The sequence below is a fragment of the Pseudomonas sp. 8(2025) genome, from assembly GCF_052665325.1.
In genome coordinates this window covers 1-18,767 of record NZ_JBQOIE010000017.1, presented here as the reverse complement: position 1 = coordinate 18,767, position 18,767 = coordinate 1, and the positions used below count along the sequence as shown (strand labels likewise).

Here is an 18,767-nt window from a genome sequence, read left to right as displayed (position 1 = left end):
TCGGCGGCTCCGTTGGGAGTGCGCGGCCGTGCGCGCAGATTTGCTTACATGGGTGGCGTGAAGCGTGAACGAAGGCAAGACGAGGTGAGACCGGCGAAAACCGCGCTGGACGCCAGTCCGAGCAGCGTACCGAAGCCGTTCACCGCAGTATTTGCCAAGTGCGCTTGAGCGCCGCCTGTAGCCTGAGAACTGGACCTATATGTACGTATACGACGAGTACGATCAGCGGATCATCGAGGACCGCGTCAAGCAGTTCCGTGATCAGACCCGACGCTATCTGGCAGGCGAGCTGAGCGAAGAAGAATTCCGCCCCCTGCGCCTGCAGAATGGCCTTTATATCCAACGTTTTGCCCCGATGCTGCGGGTCGCCGTGCCTTACGGCCAACTGACCTCGCGCCAAGCGCGGATGATGGCCAAGATCGCCCGCGACTACGACAAGGGCTACGCGCACATCAGTACCCGGCAGAACGTGCAGTTCAACTGGCCGGCCCTGGAAGACATCCCGGACATCCTCGCCGAACTGGCCACCGTGCAGATGCACGCGATCCAGACCAGCGGCAACTGCCTGCGCAACGTCACCACCGACCAGTTCGCCGGTGTTGCCGCCGACGAGCTGATCGACCCACGCCCCTGGTGCGAGATCGTCCGCCAGTGGACTACCTTCCACCCGGAATTTGCCTACCTGCCGCGCAAGTTCAAGATCGCCATCAACGGCTCGACCTCTGACCGCGCGGCCATCGAAGTCCATGACATCGGCCTTGAGCCTGTGTACAACGCCGCCGGCGAGCTGGGTTTCCGCGTGCTGGTGGGTGGCGGCCTGGGCCGTACCCCGGTGGTCGGTGCCTTCATCAACGAGTTCCTGCCCTGGCAGGACCTGCTGAGCTACCTCGACGCCATCCTGCGGGTCTACAACCGCTACGGCCGGCGTGACAACAAGTACAAGGCGCGGATCAAGATCCTGGTCAAGGCCCTGACCCCTGAAGTGTTCGCCGAGAAGGTCGAGGCCGAGATGGCCCACCTGCGCGGCGGCCAGACCACCCTGACCGATGCCGAAGTGCATCGCGTGGCCAAGCACTTCGTCGACCCGGACTACAAGACCCTGAGCAATCAGGACGCCGAACTGGCCGCCCTGGACCAGCAGCACCCGGGCTTTGCCCGCTGGCGCACGCGCAACACCCTGGCCCACAAGAAGCCGGGCTACGTGGCCGTGACCCTGTCGCTCAAGCCCACCGGCGTAGCGCCGGGAGACGTTACCGACAAGCAGTTCGACGCCATCGCCGACCTGGCCGACCGTTACAGTTTCGGCCAGCTGCGCACCTCCCACGAGCAGAACATCATTCTCGCCGACGTCGAGCAGAGCCAACTGTTCACCCTGTGGGGCGAGTTGCGGGAGAACGGCTTCGCCACGCCGAACATCGGCCTTTTGACCGACATCATCTGCTGCCCGGGCGGCGACTTCTGCTCCCTGGCCAACGCCAAGTCGATCCCGATCGCCGAATCCATCCAGCGCCGTTTCGACGACCTGGACTACCTGTTCGACATCGGCGAACTGGACCTGAACATCTCCGGTTGCATGAACGCCTGCGGCCACCACCACGTGGGCCATATCGGCATCCTCGGGGTGGACAAGAAAGGCGAGGAGTTCTACCAGGTGTCCCTGGGTGGCAGCGCCAGCCGCGATGCCAGCCTGGGCAAGATCCTCGGCCCGTCCTTCGCCCAGGACGACATGCCCGACGTGATCTCGAAGCTGATCGACGTGTACGTGGAACAACGTACCGAAGACGAACGCTTCATCGACACCTATCAACGTATTGGCATCGACCTCTTCAAGGAGCGCGTCTATGCAGCGAATCATTAAGAACAACGAGGTCATCGACGAAACCTGGCACCTGCTGCCCAAGGACGCGACCCTCGACGGCATTTCCAACTGCGACGACCTGATCGTGCCACTGGCCCTGTGGCGCGAGCATGCTAACGCCCTCAAGGCCCGCGATGGCGGCCTGGGCGTATGGCTGGATGCGGACGAAGAAGCCGAGGAAATCGGTGACGACGTCGAGCAGTTCCAGGTGATTGCCCTGAACTTCCCGGCCTTCACCGATGGCCGCAACTACTCCAACGCCCGCCTGCTGCGTGACCGCTACGGCTACAAGGGCGAGTTGCGAGCGATTGGCGACGTGTTGCGCGACCAGCTGTTCTACCTGCACCGTTGCGGCTTCGATGCCTATGCACTGCGGGCCGACAAGGACCCCTACGAAGCCCTGGAAAGCCTCAAGGACTTCTCGGTGACCTACCAGGCCGCCACAGACGAACCGCTGCCGCTGTTCCGTCGCCGCTAAGCCCTGGCGCCAACAAAAAGCCCTGGAACGGTTTCCCGCTCCAGGGCTTTTTTGTTTCCGCGCCTCCCACCTACCGCAGGAACCGGCTTGCCGGCGAAGAGGCCCTCGGGCCTTGTGCAAAGCTTGCAACCGCCTTCGCTGGCAAGCCAGCTCCTACAGCAGACGCCCGCAAACGACGCACTCCTGTAGGAGCCGGCTTGCCGGCGAAAAGGCCCTCGGGCCTTGTGCAAGTCTTGCGATCGCCTTCGCTGGCAAGCCAGCTCCTACAAAGCCAGCTCCTACAAAGCCAGCGCCTACGAGGCCGGGGGGTTACCAGAAGCGCTGTTGGGTCAGGCGGCTCCACCAGGTCAGCAGCACGCGGTCGATGGAGCCGCTGGCCGCCAGCCCTACCCGCTCTTGCAGGCTCTTGCGCTCGGCATAGTGCAAGTGGAAGACCTCGGCACTCTTGGCCTTGTCCGCCAGGTATTCGTCACTGGTCTGCAACTCGTCCACCAGCAGTTTTTCCTGCGCCGCCACGCCCAGCCAGACTTCACCAGTGGCCACTTCATCAATGGCCAGTTGCGGGCGATAGCGGGAAACGAAGTTCTTGAACAGTTGATGGGTGACGTCCAGGTCTTCCTGGAATTTCTCCCGGCCCTTCTCGGTATTTTCGCCAAACACCGTCAAGGTGCGCTTGTACTCACCGGCGGTCAGCACTTCGAAATCGATGTCGTGCTTCTTCAGCAGGCGATTGACGTTGGGCAACTGGGCCACCACGCCAATGGAACCGAGGATGGCGAACGGCGCGCTGATAATCTTTTCACCGATGCAGGCCATCATGTAGCCGCCGCTGGCCGCTACCTTGTCGATGCACACCGTCAGCGGCACGCCAGCCTGGCGGATACGCGCCAGCTGCGACGAAGCCAGCCCGTAGCTATGGACCATGCCGCCACCGCTCTCCAGGCGCAGCACCACTTCATCCTTGGGCGTTGCCAGGCTCAGCAGGGCAGTGATTTCATGGCGCAGCCCTTCGGTGGCCGAAGCCTTGATGTCGCCATTGAAGTCCAGCACGAAGACCCGGGGCTTGGCCTCGGCCGGCTGTTTCTTTTGCTTCTTCTGGCTCTTTTCGGTCTTGCTCTTGGCCTTGCGCAGGGCCTTGAGCTGATCCTTGTCCAGCAGGCTCTGCTCCAGGCGCTCGCGCAGCTCCTTGTAGAAATCATTCAGCTTGCTGACCTGCAACTGCCCCACACCCTTGCGCCGCCCCTTGCTGCGCAGCGCAGCGGCGGTGATCAGTACCACCAGGATGGCGACCACCAGGGTCACGGTCTTGGCCAGGAAACTGGCATATTCGGCGATAAACTCCACAGGGACTCCTCAAACATGGACCGCTGCCAACGAGCGGCGTAATGGGCTAAAGCATACCGGCGCGACTGGTCGGCCACCAGTCGGGAAACCTTGTGTAACCAAGCTCCAACAATCATTTCAAACAAGCGTATGTTTTTTCATTGACAGCTCACCGGCATCCTCATAACCTCGCAAAACTTTCAACGTACCGGGATGACGCGGACGTGGGCAGCATCTACTTGATTCGACATGGCCAAGCCTCCTTCGGTGCAGACGACTACGACGTGCTGTCGGCCACTGGCGTGCGCCAGGCGGCGGTGCTCGGCGAGCACCTGGCAGCGCTGGGCATCGGCTTCGATCGCTGCCTGTCCGGCGATCTGCGGCGCCAGCAGCACACCGCCCAGGCCGCTCTGGAACAGATGAGCGCCGCAGGCTTTGACAGCCCGGCCCTGGAAATAGATTCCGCCTTCAACGAATTCGATGCCGACGCCATCATCCGCGCCCTGTTGCCCGACCTGCTGCCCCAGGAACCCGAAGCCCTGAACATCCTGCGCAACGCCGCGCAGAACCGCGGTGAGTTCCAGCGCATCTTCGCCCTGATCATCCAGCGCTGGCTGGCCGGCACCTACGACCCGCCGGGCCTGGAAAGCTGGCTGGGTTTTGTCGAACGGGTCCAGGGCGGCCTGCAACGGATTCTCGAAGCAGCCAACAACCAGCAGAAGATCGCCGTGTTCACCTCCGGCGGCACCATAACCGCCCTGCTCCACCTGATTACCCGGATGCCCGCCCAGCAGGCTTTCGAACTCAATTGGCAAATCGTCAACACCTCGCTCAACCAGCTGAAGTTCCGCGGTCGCGAGGTGTCCCTGGCTTCCTTCAACGGTCATGCCCATCTGCAACTGTTGAAGGCCCCGGAGCTCATCACCTTCCGTTGAGCCCGGCTTACTGTGACCCTTGCTGTAACCACCCCATAAAAGGATCAAACCATGACCTCCGTAGCTGACGCCGTACAAGCCATGCAAGCCAAGTTCAACCCAGCTGCCGCTGCCGGCCTGGACCTGGTTTTCGGTTTCCGCATCGATGACTCCAAGCATTTCTCGCTGGTCGTCAAGGACAGCACCTGCGAACTCAAGGAAGGCGAGAACCCGGACGCCCAGGTCACCCTGGTGATGGACGGCGAGACCCTGGACGGCATCGTCAGCGGCGAGACCGACGGCATGCAAGCCTTCATGGGCGGCAAGCTGCGCGCCGAAGGCGACATGATGCTGGCCATGAAACTGAGCGAGCTGTTCCCAGCCTAAGACCGCGCAAGGTCCGGCTGTACCCGAATCCCGCCCCTGTGGCGGGATTCGTCGTTTCTGGCTGCCGCAACCGCTCTGGCCCGTGCCTTTGCCCTGAATCAATACCGCTGGGCGGCTGGCATTTCAGGCGAGACGCTTGATTGATCTCGGTCAGTTCCCACCCCGCAACGCCCCTCTACTCTTGCGCCTTCCATCGCGGCCAGGGACGGCTCAGCCGGAGCCACCTGCCATACCGCCATCACTCACGGAAGAGTCTGCATTATGCGATCACTGAAGATCATCCTGCTGTCTACCGCCTTCAACGGCCTGACCCAACGCGCCTGGCTCGACCTGCGCCAGGCCGGGCATCGCCCCAGCGTGGTGCTGTTCACCGGTGAAGAAGAGGTCTGCCGGCAGATCGAAGAAGCCCAGGCTGATCTGGTGATCTGCCCGTTCCTCAAGGACCGTGTTCCGCAGCAGCTGTGGAGCCACCCCAAGCGTCCAGTGGTGATCATTCACCCGGGGATTGTCGGCGACCGTGGCGCCAGCGCCCTGGACTGGGCCATCAGCAAGGAACTCAAGCGCTGGGGCGTCACCGCGTTGCAGGCGGTGGAAGAAATGGACGCCGGGCCGATCTGGTCGACCCACGAATTCAACCTGCCCGCCGGGCTGCGCAAGTCCGAGCTGTACAACGGCCTGGTGAGCGACGCGGCGATTCACTGTATCCGCGACGTGGTGGAGAAATTCCGCAACGGCTACACCCCCCAGCCCCTGGACTACGACAAACCCTCGGTCCTCGGGCGCCTGCAACCGAACATGAAGCAATCCGACCGCACCTTCAGCTGGCACGACAGCGCCCAGTTCATCAAGCGCAGCATCGACGCCGCTGATGGCCAGCCCGGCGTCCTGGCCAGCCTCGCCGGCAGCCAGTACTACGTCTACGACGCCCACCTGGATTCACGCACCGGCATGCCCGGGCAACTGCTGGCGGTGCACGACGATGCAGTGCTGGTGGCCTGCGGCGATCACAGCCTGTGGATCGGCTCCCTGCGCCAGAAGCCCCAGCCTGGCGAAGAAACCTTCAAGCGCCCCGCCCGCCACGTGCTCGGCGAGCGCCTGGCCGATGTCCCGGTGCTGGACTGGTCGGTGGCCAACAGCCCGTTCAGCACCGAGGCCTACCAACCTATCCGCTACCGCGAAACGGGCAAGGTCGGCGAACTGACCTTCGAGTTCTACAACGGCGCCATGAGCACCGAACAGTGCCAACGCCTGGTCAGCGCCCTGCGCTGGGCCAAGGCCCGGGACACCCAGGTGCTGCTGGTGCGTGGCGGCCGCGGTGCCTTCAGCAACGGCGTGCACCTCAACGTGATCCAGGCCGCCGAAGTACCGGGCCTGGAAGCCTGGGCCAATATCCAGGCCATCGACGACGTCTGCCTGGAGCTGCTCACCGCCCGCCAACTGGTGGTCAGTGGCCTGACCGGCAATGCCGGCGCTGGCGGCCTGATGCTGGCCCTGGCGGCGGACGTGGTCCTGGCCCGCGCCGACACCGTCTACAACCCCCACTACAAGAGCATGGGCCTGTACGGCTCCGAATACTGGACCTACAGCCTGCCCCGCGCCGTCGGCCAGCCCATGGCCAAGCAACTGACCGAAGCCTGCCTGCCCATCAGCGCGCTCCAGGCCCTGCAGATGGGCATGGTCCAGGAAATCGGCCCACGCTGCCCGGACGAATTCGGCCTGTGGCTGCTGCAGCGGGCCAACGGCGTGCTCAACGACCCGCGCTACCAGCACCTGCGCCAGCGCAAGCTGGATGCCGACCCACAGTTGATACAGCACTGCCGCAACGCCGAGCTGGAAGAGATGCACATGGACATGGTGCAGAACCGCAAGGGCTTCGCCGAGAAGTGCAGCAACTTCGTCTACAAGCGCAAGACCTGCTGCACCCCGGAGCGGCTGATCGAAGCCTGGGCCAAACCCCAGGACATCGCCCTGGTGGGCTGACCCAAAGCCTCCCCCCCTGAACCGTCGCCCGGTTCGCCGGGTGACAACTTCAGCGCTGTGGCTGCAACAGCAACGCCACCAGCGCCGTCCAGCCGGTCTGGTGGCTAGCCCCCAGGCCGCGCCCGGTTTCGCCATGGAAGTATTCATGGAATAGCACCAGCTCGCGGTCCTCGGCCTCCACCTGCAACTGCGGGTAGCCGCTCATGGACGGCCTGCGCCCGTCCTCGTCCAGCAGAAACAGTCGCGTCAGGCGCTGGCTCAAGCCGTCGGCCACTTCCTCCAGGGACGCCAGATACCCGGAGCCCCGCGGGTACTCCACCGAGAAGTTGACGTCGTAGTAGCGGTGAAACTCGCGCAGGGATTCGATCAGCATGTAGTTGATCGGCATCCACAGCGGCCCGCGCCAGTTGGAGTTGCCGCCATACAACCGTGAATCGGACTCCGCCGGCACATAGCGGGCACACAACTGCTTGCCGTCCACCTGCATGGCGAACGGCTGCTCGAAGGCCTTGGACAGGGAACGAATGCCGTAGGCAGACAAGAACTCGCTTTCGTCGAGCATGCGCTTGAGCAGGTCCTTGGTACGCTCGCCGCGCAACAGCGCCAGGAGCATGCGGTTACCCTTGCCCGGCTCGTACCAGCGCGACACCAGGCTCGCCAGGTCCGGCCGGTGATGCAAGAAGCCCAGCAGGCGCTGGGCCAGCCCCGGCAGGTTTTCGTGCTCATGCTGCTCCAGCACCTGCACCGCGAACAGCGGCATCAGGCCGACGATGGAGCGCAGGCGCAGGGGTTCGTTCTGCCCATCAGGGCGGTGCAGCACGTCGTAGAAGAACTGGTCCTGTTCGTCCCACAGCCCCTCGGCGCTTTCATCCACGCGGTTGATGGCCCCGGCGATATACAGGAAGTGCTCGAAGAACTTCACCGCAATGTCCACGTACACCCCATTGCGCTTGGCCAGTTCCAGGGCGATACGCATCAGGTCCAGGGCATAGGCCGCGACCCAGGCCGTGCCATCGGCCTGATCCAGGGCGAAACCTTCGGGCAAGGCGGCGGAGCGGTCGAACAGGGCGATATTGTCCAGGCCGAGGAAGCCGCCCTGGAACAGGTTGCGGCCTTCTGCGTCCTTGCGGTTGACCCACCAGGAAAAATTCAGCAGCAGCTTGTGGAATATGCGTTCGAGAAAATCCAGGTCACCGACGCCAGTCAGGCACTTTTCCTGCTGGTAGACCCGCCAGCAGGCCCAGGCGTGCACCGGCGGATTGGCGTCGTCAAAACGCCACTCGTACGCGGGTAACTGGCCGTTGGGATGCATGAAGCGATCCTTCACCAGCAGCAATAACTGCTGCTTGGCAAAGCCGGGATCGATCAGGGCAAAGGCTACCGCCTGGAAACCCAAGTCCCAGGAGGCATACCAGGGGTACTCCCAGGTGTCGGGCATGGAGACGATGTCGCAGTTGGACAGATGGCGCCAATGGGTGTTGCGCAGATGCTCGCGTTCACTAGGGGGTACCGGCTGGCCGGGATCACCATCAAGCCACTGGTTGACGTCGAAGTAGTACAGCTGCTTGGACCACAGCAACCCCGCCAGGGCCTGGCGCTGGACATTGCGCGCGTCGCTACTGGCGATACCTTGCTGCAACGCCCCGTAGAACTCATCGGCCTCGCGCCGGCGCTGCTCGAACAGGCGGCGGGCGCTGACCGGTTCGCTACCGGCCGGGGCAAAGCGCAGGAACAGGCGCTTGCTCTCGCCGCCCGCCAGATCCAGGACGAAGTGCGCCGCCACCCGGGTGCCACCATCGAAACTCACCGCACTGGCCTGTCCATCCACCAGGTAGTCGTTGAAACCATCCTTGAACGGCCCGGGTGACGCCAGCCCGTCCAGCTTGGGGAAATTGCTGTCGTTGTTGCAGAACAGCCACTGGCAGGGCTCGGCCCCCCAGGCGGTGATCTGCCGGTCGGGCAGTTGCCCATGCCGCGCCAGCACCTTGTCGCCCTCCAGGCGCAGGCTCGGCCGCGGTGCGTCGCCGCCCCAGCTCCAGGTGTTGCGCGCCCAGACCTGGGGCAGCACCCGCAGCCGCGCCGGCTGGTGGAAACGGTTGTGCACGGTGATGTGCATGAAAATGTCATCGGCCGTGTGCTTGGCGTATTCCACCGTCACGTCGAAGTAGCGGTTGTCCTCGAAAACCCCGGTATCGAGGATCTCGTACTCGGTGTCGTTCAGGCCGCGACGGGCGTTTTCCGCCACCAGATCGGCATAGGGAAAGGCCGCCTGGGGGTACTTGTAGAGCATGCGCATATAGGCATGGCTGGGCACGCCGTCGAGGTAGAAGTACAGCTCCTTGACGTCTTCGCCATGATTGCCTTCGGCGTTGTTCAGGCCGAACAGGCGCTCCTTGAGAATGCTGTCGTGTTCATTCCACAGCGCCAGCCCCAGACACCAGTACTGGGCCTTGTCGGAAAACCCGGCCAGCCCGTCCTCGCCCCAGCGGTAGGCGCGGCTGCGGGCATGTTCGTGGGGAAAGTAGCTCCAGGCATCGCCATCGGCGCTGTAATCCTCGCGCACCGTGCCCCACTGCCGCTCACTCAGGTACGGCCCCCACTGGCGCCAGTGCTCGGCGTCGCTGCCTTGCAGGCGCCGGCCCTCAACCGTATCGAGAATGCTGGTGGTGGATTTTGCCGGCATCGGGGAGTGTCCTTGGCCATGGAGGTGACTTGCAGTGTAGGAGCAGCCCGTCTCGCTGCCCCGTGACAAATGTTTCACGGTACGAAGGCCCGAGGTGCCTAAAAACCCACGAGGCATCCGGGCCAGAGCCATTACGGCTAAATTTTTCGCCCCTGGCTCGTTATAATCGGCAACCCTTTTATGGCAATGCGGATTCAATGATGTTCAGTTGCAAAGCGTTTTTCCCGGGCGCACTGCTCGCGGCAGCCTTCTCGACCCAGGCTGAAGGCCTTGACCTGAGCTACCCGCAGCCCCCGTTACCGGCCACCCCCATCCAGACCCCGGCGCCCCAGAGCGACATGCCCACCTTCAAACTGCAATTCAAGCCAGGCATCAGCTACGAGCACCATTGCAGCGGCCAATGCACCTACGAAACCAATATCGACCAGTTGCACGACCGCGAAACCCGCCACAGTTCAAGCATCGGCTTCGACTGAGCCCGGCCATTAAACCTGCGGCGCGCTTGATCCACACTCGCGCTCCTGAGTCCTACAGCAAACTCAGGAAGTCCTGCCCTGCCGGCGAAGTGGCCCGCAGCCTTGTGCAAGCCTTGCGACCGCCTTCGCTGGCAAGCCAGCTCCTACACAAGCGTCCGGCATCGCGCAAAATTCCGTAGGGACCGGCCTGCAGGCGAAGAGGCCCTGAGGCCTTGTGCAAACCTTGAAGCCAGCTCCTGCGGGTTTCGTGAGGGTTGGACGGGGGTGGAGGCCGCTCGGTTGTCCAGCTACGACCCCTCAACACCAAAAACGACACCCCATTCCCTCAGGCGGTTGACGCGCCGCCCCCATCTCTATTTATTACTATTTATCCGCATTAATACGATAAATAGCCGCCCATGCTGAAACGCCCCGTTCGCCGCAAACGCCAGAAGCTTTCCGACGTGATTGTCGAGTCGGTGAAGCGTTCCATCGTCACCGATGCCCTGCGCCCCGGGGATCGCTTGCCCACCGAGAAGGAGTTGATGGAAAGCTTCCAATGCTCCAAGGGCTCGGCCCGGGAGGCGCTCAAGGCGCTGGAGGTGGAGGGGCTGGTCAACACTCGCACCGGGCCCAACGGCGGCGCTTACCTGAACCAGGCCGGCACCGAACCGGCCAGCCGCGCGCTGCGCAACTACCTGCACTTTCAGCACATGGACGGCGAGCAGGTCTATCAACTGCGCAAGGTGATCGAGGTGGAGCTGGCGGTGTCGGTGATCGGGCGCTTGAGCGAGGCAGATTTCAAGGCGCTGCAGGACAACATCGAGTTCTGCAGCCACCCCGAGGACAGCGAGGCCGGCCAGCGCGAGCAGCGCATCGCCGAGCTGGAGTTCCACAACCTGCTGGGGCGGGCCTGCCCCAACCCGCTGCTGAGTTTCATGGCGCAGTTTCTCAACGATTTGCTGCGCGACCTGGTGGTGCTGAAGAAGGCCTACAAGCCCAAGCGCAAGCAGTTCGACGCCGCCAACCTGGATTACCACAAACGCTTGCTGCTGGCCTTGCGCGCCGAAGATGAAAGCGCAGTGCGCCAGCTGATGCACGAACACATGTGCGACGCCGAGCACCACATGACCGCCCTGGAAGGCGAAGTCACCCAGCACTTCCTGCTGGAGTTCGACCACCACCGATAGCGCCCGCCGTCCACCGCGTTGCCAATAACAAGCCTGAACACAGGCTGCTACGTCGATTCGCCATTGCCACTCCTGCCAATAACTAAACCAGGGAGTTACCCCATGCAGCGTCGTACGTTGTTGAAAGCCGGTCTGGCCGTTAGCGGTGCCCTCAGCCTCGGGCTGGGGGTGCGCAACGCCTTTGCCGCCGAACCCTTTACCTTTTACGGTTTGAAGTCGATGTCCGGCGCCTTTGCCAGCTACGGCAAGTTCGCCGACATGGGCTCGCGCCTGGCAGTGGAGCAGTACCCGACCCTGCTGGGGCGACCGCTGCACTACAAGGTGATCGACACCGAGGGCAACGCCGGCAAGGCGGTGCGCCGGGTCCAGGAGGCGATTGCCCAGGACGGCGCGCGGTTCTTCCAGGGCTGCACCCTGTCGTCTTCGGCGCTGGCGGTGGCCAAGGAGGTGGGCAAGGTCGGTGGGGTGTTCATGACCCCGGTGGGGGCCGATGAGGTCACCGGCAAGGACTGCAACGCCTCGACCTTTCGCTGGTCGGTGCCAACCTACGGTGCCATCCGCGAAACCATGGTGCCGCTGATCAAGTTGCTGCCCGAGGCCAAGCGCTGGTACACCATCACCCCGCAATACGTGTTCGGCGAAGCCTTGCTGGAAGGGGCGAAGCAGGTGTGTGCCGAACATGGCATCGAGCACATCGGCAACAGCTACCACTCCTTGCAGGAGCAGGAATTCTCCGGCTACCTGACCAACGCCATCGCCGCCCGCCCTGATGTGCTGGTGCTGTTGAACTTCGGCAGCCAGTCATCCAACGCCCTGCGCCAGGCGGTGAACTTCGGCATCAAGGAACGCATGAAGGTGCTGCTGGTGTGGTCCGCCGGGCTCGACCAGTTCCAGGAGCTGGGCAGCGACGTCTTGGAAGGCGTCTACCTCGGCGCGCAGTACTGGCACCAGGTGGACACCCCGCTCAATCGCGAACTGGTGAAGCTGACCCAGGCCAAGTACGGCATCAACCCCACCTACCCGCTGGCCGCCGACTACATCGGCAGCAAGATCATCCTCGACACCATTGCCGCCACCGGCAGCTTTGACGGCGCTACCGTGGCCAAGGCCATGCAGGGCCTGACCTACCAGGGCCCCACCGGCGAGGAGAGCATCCGCGCCGGCGACCATCAGGTGATCAAGGATTACTACCTGCTGGTGGGCAAGGCCGCCGCCACGATGCGCGACAAGGACGACCTGGCCGAAGTGCTCAGCGCCGGTCGCTCGTTTCCGGATGTCAGCGCCACCGGCTGCGCCCTGGCCTGACGCTCGACACTTCTATCGCTGGCTACAGGCAGCGGGCTCCGTCCAAGGGCTCCCTGCCGAGGGTTCCTGCATGCTTAATTTGTACCTGTTCCAGATCCTCAACGGCCTCGGGCTGGGGATGATCTACTTCCTGATCGCGGTGGGCCTGACGATCATTTTCGGCCTGCTGAACTTCGTCAACTTCGCCCATGGCGCGTTCTTCGTGCTCGGCGCCTACATCTGCTACACCGCCGTCAGCCTGACCGGCAACTTCTGGCTGGCCCTGGTGCTCGCGCCCCTGGTGGTGGCGGCCCTGGCCTGGATCATCGAGCGCCTGTTGATCCAGCGCATCTACCACTTGCCGCACATGTTCCAGATCCTGGTGACCCTGGGCATCGCGCTGATCATCCAGGAAGCCAGCGTGATGATCTGGGGCCCGGTGGGCAAGGCCGTGGCGGTGCCGGAACTGCTGCGCGGGGTGCTGGTGATCGGCGACTTCGTCTACCCCTACTACCGCCTGTTCCTGATCCTGTTCTCGGCCCTGGTGGGGCTGGGCCTGTGGCTGCTGCTGGAGCGCACGCGCTTCGGTGCCCTGGTGCGGGCCGGCAGTGAAAGCACCGAGACCGTGTCGCTGCTGGGCACCAATATCTTTCGCCTGTTTTCCATGACCTTCGCCCTCGGCGTGGCCCTGGCCGGGATCGCCGGGGTGCTGTTCGCGCCCTTGCGCGGCGCCCAGCCCTTTGTCGGCCCGGAGATTCTCGGGGTGGCCTTCGTGGTGGTGGTGATCGGTGGCATGGGCTCGTTCGGCGGCGCCCTGGTGGGCGGCCTGCTGGTGGGGGTGGTGCAAAGCCTGATGACCAGCCTCTGGCCCCAGGGCGCCAGCCTGATGATCTACGGCGCCATGGCGGCAGTCATTCTGGTGCGCCCTTACGGCCTGTTCGGGAGAGCATGATCATGAGCGAGAAAAATCCCCTGCCCTTTGCCAAGACTCAATCGCGCGGCCTGCTGTGGCTGGTGATCGCGGTACTGATCGGCCTGCCCCTGGTGCTGCCGTCGGCGACCCTGGCCAGCGAGATCCTGATCTTCGCCCTCGCCGCACTGGCCTGTAACCTGCTGCTGGGCTACACCGGGCTGCTGTCGTTCGGCCAGGGCATCTTCTTCGGCGCCGGTGCCTACTGCGCCGCCCTGTTGATGATCCATCTGCAGCTGGGGCTGTTCAGTGCCCTGCTCGGCGCGGCGCTGGTGGGAGCCTTGCTGGCACTGCTGGTGGGCGCCCTGGCGATCCGCCGTACCGGCATCTACTTCGTGATGCTGACCCTGGCCTTCAGCCAGATGGCCTACTTCATCGCCTACACCCTCAGCGACTGGACCGGCGGCGACAACGGCCTGCTCAGCGTGCCGCGCCCGGAGATCCGCATCGGCGACACGGTGCTGCTGTCCCTGGCCGACGCGCGCTATTTCTACGGCTTTGTCGCGGTGCTGTTCCTGCTGATCTTCATCGGTGCTCGGCGGGTGATCGCCTCGCCGTTCGGCAGCACCCTGATGGCCATCCGCGAGAACGAAACCCGCGCCGCCGCCATCGGCTACGACACCCGGCATTTCAAGATCCTGGTGTTCATGCTCTCCGGCGCGGTCACCGGGATTGCCGGGGCGCTGTACGCCATGCTCCTGCACTTCGTGCCGCTGTCGAACATCGACCTGGCGATGTCGGAAAACATCCTGATCATGACCATCGTCGGCGGCACCGGCTCGCTGTTCGGTTCCCTGCTCGGCGCCGGCGCCATCGTGCTGCTGGGCGAGTTCCTCTCCGAGCTGTGGCCACGCTGGCTGATTCTGCTGGGGGTGATCCTGATCCTGGTGGTGGTGTTCATGCGTGGCGGTTTGTGGGGCGGCTTGTCGAGCCTGGCGGAACGCCTCAAAGGTTCACGCAAGACGGCCTTGCTGGCCGAGGAGAAACGCTCATGAGCAAGCCTGCGCAGTACCTGCTGGAAACCCAGAACCTGGAGCTGGCCTACGGTGCCTTCCACGCGGTCAACGGGGTCAACCTCAAGGTCGAGGCCGGCACCATCCACACCATCATCGGCCCCAACGGCGCCGGCAAGACCAGCCTGTTCCACTGCCTGACCGGCGAACGCCAGGCCACCGCCGGGGCCATCCGTTTCAACGGCAAGAACATCATCAAGAAACCCGCCCACGGCCGGGTCGGCCTGGGCATGGCGCGTTCCTTCCAGCTCACCAGCCTGTTCCAGAACCTCAGCGTGCGGGAGAACCTGCGCCTGGCCGCCCAGGGCCGCGACGGCCTGGGGGCCCTGAACTTCTGGCGCCACGTGGACAGCCGCCGCGAGCACCTGGAGGTGGCCGACCAGGTGCTGGAGCGCCTGCAACTCACGGCCCGGGCCCAGACCCTGGCCGGCGAGCTGTCCCACGGCCAGCAACGGGTGCTGGAAGTGGGCATGTCGATCTGTTCGAAACCGCAATTGCTGATGCTCGACGAGCCCACCTCGGGCATGGGTATCGATGACATTCCGATCATGACCCAACTGATCAGCGACCTGGGCCGCGACCACACGGTGCTGCTGATCGAACACAACATGAGCATCGTCATGTCCATCAGCCAGCGCATCACCGTGATGAGCCACGGCCAGATCCTGGTCGAGGGCACGCCGGATGTGGTACGCGCCGATGAGCGTGTGCGTGTCGCCTACCTGGGAGAAGCCGCCTGATGCTGACCGTCGAGAACATCCATTCCTACTACGACAAGAGCCACGTGCTCGAAGGCGTCTCGCTCAAGGTGGAGGCCGGTGAACTGGTGACCCTGCTGGGGCGCAACGGCGCGGGCAAGACCACCACCTTGCGCAGCATCCTGGGGATCATCTGCCCGCGCCAGGGCCAGATCCACTTCAACGGCCAGCAACTGGTGGGCCAGAAAATCTTCGAGATCGCCCGCCAGGGCCTGGCCCTGGTGCCGGAACACCGGGGCATCTTTCGCCTGCTCAGCGTCGAGGAAAACCTGCACATCGCCCAGCGTAAGACCAGCCGCTGGCAGCTGGACGACATCTACCGAATGTTTCCGCGGCTCAAGGAACGCCGCAAGAACGCCGGCCACGCCCTGTCCGGCGGCGAACAGCAGATGCTGGCCATCGCCCGTGCCCTGCTCAATGACCCCAAGCTGCTGATCCTCGACGAACCCACCGAGGGCCTGGCGCCGGTGATCGTCGACGAGTTGGTGAAGATCCTGCGCACCCTCAAGGAAGGCGGCCTTCCGGTGCTGCTGGTGGAACAGAACCTGATGGTCTGCGACAAGCTCGCCGACCGTCACTACGTGCTCGAACAGGGCCGCGTGGTCTACCAGGGCAGCGCCGCCGAATTTCGCGCCGACCCGACCATCAAGAACCGCTACCTGGCCCTGAGCGCCTGACGGGAGAAATGCCATGAACAGTCGACTGGACCCACTGCAGTCCTTGCAAAGCAATGCCCCGCTGATCAACCGCGAGCGCCTCTGGCAGTCCTTGATGGACCTGGCCCGACTGGGCGCCACCGCCAAGGGTGGCGTGTGCCGCCTGGCCCTCACCGACCTCGACCGCCAGGCCCGGGACCTGTTCGTGCGCTGGTGCGAAGAGGCCGGCTGCAGCGTCAGCGTGGACGGCATCGGCAATATCTTCGCCCGCCGCGCCGGGCGTGACCCGAACCGCGCCCCGGTGATGACCGGCAGCCATATCGACACCCAGCCCACCGGCGGCAAGTTCGACGGCTGCTACGGGGTGATGGCCGGGCTGGAGGTGATCCGCACCCTGAACGACCTGGGCCTGGAAACCCAGGCGCCGATCGAAGTGGTGGTCTGGACCAACGAGGAAGGCTCGCGCTTCCCGCCGTGCATGATGGGTTCGGGGGTGTTCGCCGGCAAGTTCGACCTCGCCGAGACCCTGGCCAAGCAGGACGAACAGGGCCTGTCGGTGGGCGCCGAGTTGCAGCGCATCGGCTATGCCGGTCCGCGTGCGGTACTCGGCCATCCGGTGGGCGCCTATTTCGAAGCGCATATCGAGCAAGGGCCGGTACTGGAAGACCGCCAGACCACCATTGGCGTGGTCATGGGCTGCCTGGGCCAGAAGTGGTTCGACCTGACCCTGAGCGGGGTCGAGGCCCACGCCGGGCCGACGCCGATGCACCTGCGCAAGGACGCCCTGGTGGGCGCGGCGCAAGTGGTCAGCGCGGTCAATCGCATCGCCCATGCCCATCAGCCCCATGCTTGCGGCACCGTGGGCTGCCTGAGCCTGCACCCAGGCTCGCGCAATGTGATCCCCGGGCAGGTGCAGATGACCCTCGACCTGCGCCACCTGCACGCCGACCGGTTGCAAGCCATGGTCGATGAAGTGCGCCAGGTGATCGAAGACAGCTGCCGCCAGCACGGCCTGAGCTTCGAGCTGACCGCCACCGCCGATTTCCCGCCGCTGGACTTCGACCCCGCCTGCATTGCCGCCGTGCGCCAGGGCGCCGAGCACCTGGGGCTGAGCCATATGGACATCGTCAGCGGCGCCGGGCACGACGCGATCTTCATCGCCGAGCTGGGCCCGGCAGGGATGATCTTCGTGCCCTGCGAGGGCGGCATCAGCCACAACGAAATTGAAAACGCCGCGCCCCAGGACCTGGCCGACGGCTGCGCGGTCCTGCTGCGGGCCATGGTCAATGCCGCTCAAGGAGCTCAATCGCTATGAAGCAAGCCACTGACATCGCCGCCCTGAGCGGCGTCGAACTGCTGCGCCATTACCGTGACAAGCGCCTGTCACCGGTGGAGGTCACCGAGGACGCCCTGGCACGTATCGAGCGCTTCAATCCGCTGGTCAACGCCTATTGCCATATCGACCACCAAGGGGCCCTGGACGCGGCACGGGCCTCCGAACAGCGCTGGCTCAAGGGCCAGCCCTGCGGCGCCCTGGACGGCTTGCCGGCGTCGATCAAGGACCTGACCCTGACCCGTGGCATGCCCACCCGCAAGGGCTCGAAAACCACTGCGGCCACCGGCCCCTGGGAGGTCGATGCGCCCTTCTCCGGCTTCATGCGCGCGGCCGGCGCGGTGCTGCTGGGCAAGACCACCACTCCGGAATTCGGCTGGAAAGGCGTGACCGACAACCCTTTGTACGGCATCACTCGCAACCCCTGGGACACTCGCCTGACGGCCGGCGGCTCTTCCGGCGGCGCAGCGGCGGCGGCCTCGCTGAACCTCGGCGTGTTGCACCAGGGCAGCGATGCCGGCGGATCGATCCGCATTCCCTGCGCCTTCACCGGCACCTTCGGCATCAAGCCGACCTTCGGCTACGTGCCGCAGTGGCCGGCCAGCGCGATGAACATCCTCTCGCACCTGGGGCCGATGACCCGCAGCGTCGATGACGCCGTGCTGATGCTGCAGACCGTGGCCCGCCCGGATGCCCGTGACGGCCTGCTCGGCGCACCGCGCAGCACGCCCTGGTTACCGGAAAATGCCAGCCTCAAGGGCCTGCGCATCGCCTACAGCCCGGACTTCGGCTACGTCAAGGTCGACCCGCAAGTGGCGCGAGTGGTGGCCCGGGCGGTGGAGCGCCTGGCGCAACTGGGGGCACAGATCGAGCAGGTCGATCCCGGTTTCAGTGATCCCCTGGAGATGTTCAATACCCTGTGGTTCTCCGGAGCGGCGCGCCTGACCGCAGCCCTCAGCCCCGCCCAGCGCGCCTTGCTGGACCCGGGCCTGCTGCGCATCGCCGAACAGGGCGAAGGCATCAGCCTCAGCGACTACAGCGCCGCCCTGGAGGCGCGCGCCGCCCTGGTGGCCCACATGGCCGCCTTCCATGAGCGCTACGACCTGCTGCTCTCGCCCATGCTGCCCCTGACTGCGTTCGCCGCCGGACACAACGTCCCACCGGGCTCGGGCCTGGGGGAATGGATGGAATGGACGCCCTTCAGCTACCCCTTCAACCTGACCCAGCAGCCGGCGGCTTCACTGCCCTGCGGCTTTGCCGACGACGGCCTGCCCGTGGGCCTGCACGTAGTCGGCGCACGCTTTGCCGACGAGCAAGTGCTGCGCTTGTGCCGGGCCTATGAGCAAGCGTTCCCCAGCCCCCACCCCCAAGCCCCCGTCCTGCGACACTGACCCGCACAAAATCCCGCAGGAGCCGGCTTGCCGGCGAAGAGGCCCGCGGGCCTTGTGCAAACCCTGAGGCCGCCTTCGCGGGCAAGCCCGCTCC

The 18,767-nt window shown here is 64.5% G+C and carries 16 protein-coding genes; 14 read left to right on the top strand and 2 right to left on the bottom strand.

Annotated features, from left to right (window positions below):
* Positions 1-199 precede the first annotated feature (199 nt).
* On the top strand, positions 200-1,858 hold the full coding sequence (locus tag ACUXVH_RS26360) for a nitrite/sulfite reductase (RefSeq protein WP_011061941.1): 1,659 nt from the start codon (positions 200-202) through the stop codon (positions 1,856-1,858).
* Positions 1,842-2,336, top strand: a complete 495-nt coding sequence (locus tag ACUXVH_RS26355; RefSeq protein WP_065364350.1) for a DUF934 domain-containing protein — start codon at positions 1,842-1,844, stop codon at positions 2,334-2,336. Before ACUXVH_RS26360 ends, ACUXVH_RS26355 begins: the two co-directional genes overlap by 17 nt.
* 309 nt (positions 2,337-2,645) lie before the next feature.
* Here ACUXVH_RS26355 and sohB read toward each other — a convergent pair whose 3' ends face one another.
* Positions 2,646-3,680 carry a protease SohB gene (gene sohB, locus ACUXVH_RS26350; protein ID WP_065364351.1) on the bottom strand — a complete coding sequence of 345 codons (1,035 nt, stop codon included), beginning with the start codon at positions 3,678-3,680 and terminating at the stop codon, positions 2,646-2,648.
* Between the two features lie 203 nt (positions 3,681-3,883).
* Between sohB and ACUXVH_RS26345 the strand changes: the two genes are divergently transcribed.
* The 3 genes from ACUXVH_RS26345 to ACUXVH_RS26335 all read left to right on the top strand — a co-directional run bounded on the left by ACUXVH_RS26345 (position 3,884) and on the right by ACUXVH_RS26335 (position 6,940).
* Positions 3,884-4,594: a histidine phosphatase family protein gene (locus tag ACUXVH_RS26345; RefSeq protein ID WP_019094330.1), complete on the top strand. Its 711-nt coding sequence runs from the start codon at positions 3,884-3,886 to the stop codon at positions 4,592-4,594.
* Between the two features lie 51 nt (positions 4,595-4,645).
* Complete coding sequence (locus tag ACUXVH_RS26340; protein ID WP_011061945.1) at positions 4,646-4,960, top strand: SCP2 sterol-binding domain-containing protein; 315 nt, start codon at positions 4,646-4,648, stop codon at positions 4,958-4,960.
* A gap of 261 nt (positions 4,961-5,221) precedes the next feature.
* A complete protein-coding gene (locus ACUXVH_RS26335; RefSeq protein WP_065364352.1) occupies positions 5,222-6,940 on the top strand; it encodes a hydrogenase maturation protein in 1,719 nt (572 codons plus the stop codon).
* A 49-nt stretch (positions 6,941-6,989) separates the two neighbouring features.
* Here the strand turns inward: ACUXVH_RS26335 and ACUXVH_RS26330 are convergent, their stop codons facing one another.
* Positions 6,990-9,623 (bottom strand): MGH1-like glycoside hydrolase domain-containing protein, encoded by a 2,634-nt coding sequence (locus ACUXVH_RS26330; RefSeq protein WP_065364353.1) that lies wholly within the window; start codon positions 9,621-9,623, stop codon positions 6,990-6,992.
* Positions 9,624-9,823: 200 nt separating this feature from the next.
* Here ACUXVH_RS26330 and ACUXVH_RS26325 point away from each other — a divergent pair, with 200 nt between their 5' ends.
* From ACUXVH_RS26325 to ACUXVH_RS26285, 9 genes are all read left to right on the top strand, one after another.
* Positions 9,824-10,099, top strand: a complete 276-nt coding sequence (locus ACUXVH_RS26325; protein WP_176707092.1) for a hypothetical protein — start codon at positions 9,824-9,826, stop codon at positions 10,097-10,099.
* Between the two features lie 398 nt (positions 10,100-10,497).
* On the top strand, positions 10,498-11,268 hold the full coding sequence (locus ACUXVH_RS26320; protein ID WP_065364355.1) for a FadR/GntR family transcriptional regulator: 771 nt from the start codon (positions 10,498-10,500) through the stop codon (positions 11,266-11,268).
* A 102-nt stretch (positions 11,269-11,370) separates the two neighbouring features.
* The gene (locus tag ACUXVH_RS26315) at positions 11,371-12,573 is read left to right on the top strand and encodes an ABC transporter substrate-binding protein (protein WP_015636094.1); all 1,203 of its coding nucleotides are present in this window, start codon (positions 11,371-11,373) and stop codon (positions 12,571-12,573) included.
* A gap of 70 nt (positions 12,574-12,643) precedes the next feature.
* Positions 12,644-13,504 carry a branched-chain amino acid ABC transporter permease gene (locus ACUXVH_RS26310; protein WP_011061951.1) on the top strand — a complete coding sequence of 287 codons (861 nt, stop codon included), beginning with the start codon at positions 12,644-12,646 and terminating at the stop codon, positions 13,502-13,504.
* Positions 13,505-13,506: 2 nt separating this feature from the next.
* Positions 13,507-14,517 carry a branched-chain amino acid ABC transporter permease gene (locus ACUXVH_RS26305; protein ID WP_011061952.1) on the top strand — a complete coding sequence of 337 codons (1,011 nt, stop codon included), beginning with the start codon at positions 13,507-13,509 and terminating at the stop codon, positions 14,515-14,517.
* Positions 14,514-15,275, top strand: a complete 762-nt coding sequence (locus tag ACUXVH_RS26300) for an ABC transporter ATP-binding protein (RefSeq protein ID WP_011061953.1) — start codon at positions 14,514-14,516, stop codon at positions 15,273-15,275. The genes ACUXVH_RS26305 and ACUXVH_RS26300 overlap by 4 nt, the downstream gene beginning before the upstream one ends.
* Positions 15,275-15,970: an ABC transporter ATP-binding protein gene (locus ACUXVH_RS26295; RefSeq protein WP_065364357.1), complete on the top strand. Its 696-nt coding sequence runs from the start codon at positions 15,275-15,277 to the stop codon at positions 15,968-15,970. The genes ACUXVH_RS26300 and ACUXVH_RS26295 overlap by 1 nt, the downstream gene beginning before the upstream one ends.
* 13 nt (positions 15,971-15,983) lie before the next feature.
* Positions 15,984-17,264: a Zn-dependent hydrolase gene (locus ACUXVH_RS26290; protein ID WP_065364358.1), complete on the top strand. Its 1,281-nt coding sequence runs from the start codon at positions 15,984-15,986 to the stop codon at positions 17,262-17,264.
* Positions 17,261-18,673: an amidase gene (locus ACUXVH_RS26285; RefSeq protein WP_065364359.1), complete on the top strand. Its 1,413-nt coding sequence runs from the start codon at positions 17,261-17,263 to the stop codon at positions 18,671-18,673. Before ACUXVH_RS26290 ends, ACUXVH_RS26285 begins: the two co-directional genes overlap by 4 nt.
* The last annotated feature ends 94 nt before the right edge of the window (positions 18,674-18,767 follow it).

Bases quoted from the DNA above. Each gene is read 5' to 3' on its own strand.
- ACUXVH_RS26305 (WP_011061952.1), top strand. From the start codon at position 13,507: ATGAGCGAGAAAAATCCCCTGCCCTTTGCCAAGACTCAATCGCGCGGC.
- ACUXVH_RS26320 (WP_065364355.1), top strand. From the start codon at position 10,498: ATGCTGAAACGCCCCGTTCGCCGCAAACGCCAGAAGCTTTCCGACGTG.
- ACUXVH_RS26290 (WP_065364358.1), top strand. From the start codon at position 15,984: ATGAACAGTCGACTGGACCCACTGCAGTCCTTGCAAAGCAATGCCCCG.
- ACUXVH_RS26330 (WP_065364353.1), bottom strand. From the start codon at position 9,623: ATGCCGGCAAAATCCACCACCAGCATTCTCGATACGGTTGAGGGCCGG.
- ACUXVH_RS26310 (WP_011061951.1), top strand. From the start codon at position 12,644: ATGCTTAATTTGTACCTGTTCCAGATCCTCAACGGCCTCGGGCTGGGG.
- ACUXVH_RS26360 (WP_011061941.1), top strand. From the start codon at position 200: ATGTACGTATACGACGAGTACGATCAGCGGATCATCGAGGACCGCGTC.
- ACUXVH_RS26355 (WP_065364350.1), top strand. From the start codon at position 1,842: ATGCAGCGAATCATTAAGAACAACGAGGTCATCGACGAAACCTGGCAC.
- ACUXVH_RS26325 (WP_176707092.1), top strand. From the start codon at position 9,824: ATGTTCAGTTGCAAAGCGTTTTTCCCGGGCGCACTGCTCGCGGCAGCC.
- ACUXVH_RS26300 (WP_011061953.1), top strand. From the start codon at position 14,514: ATGAGCAAGCCTGCGCAGTACCTGCTGGAAACCCAGAACCTGGAGCTG.
- ACUXVH_RS26315 (WP_015636094.1), top strand. From the start codon at position 11,371: ATGCAGCGTCGTACGTTGTTGAAAGCCGGTCTGGCCGTTAGCGGTGCC.
- ACUXVH_RS26285 (WP_065364359.1), top strand. From the start codon at position 17,261: ATGAAGCAAGCCACTGACATCGCCGCCCTGAGCGGCGTCGAACTGCTG.
- ACUXVH_RS26295 (WP_065364357.1), top strand. From the start codon at position 15,275: ATGCTGACCGTCGAGAACATCCATTCCTACTACGACAAGAGCCACGTG.
- ACUXVH_RS26335 (WP_065364352.1), top strand. From the start codon at position 5,222: ATGCGATCACTGAAGATCATCCTGCTGTCTACCGCCTTCAACGGCCTG.
- ACUXVH_RS26340 (WP_011061945.1), top strand. From the start codon at position 4,646: ATGACCTCCGTAGCTGACGCCGTACAAGCCATGCAAGCCAAGTTCAAC.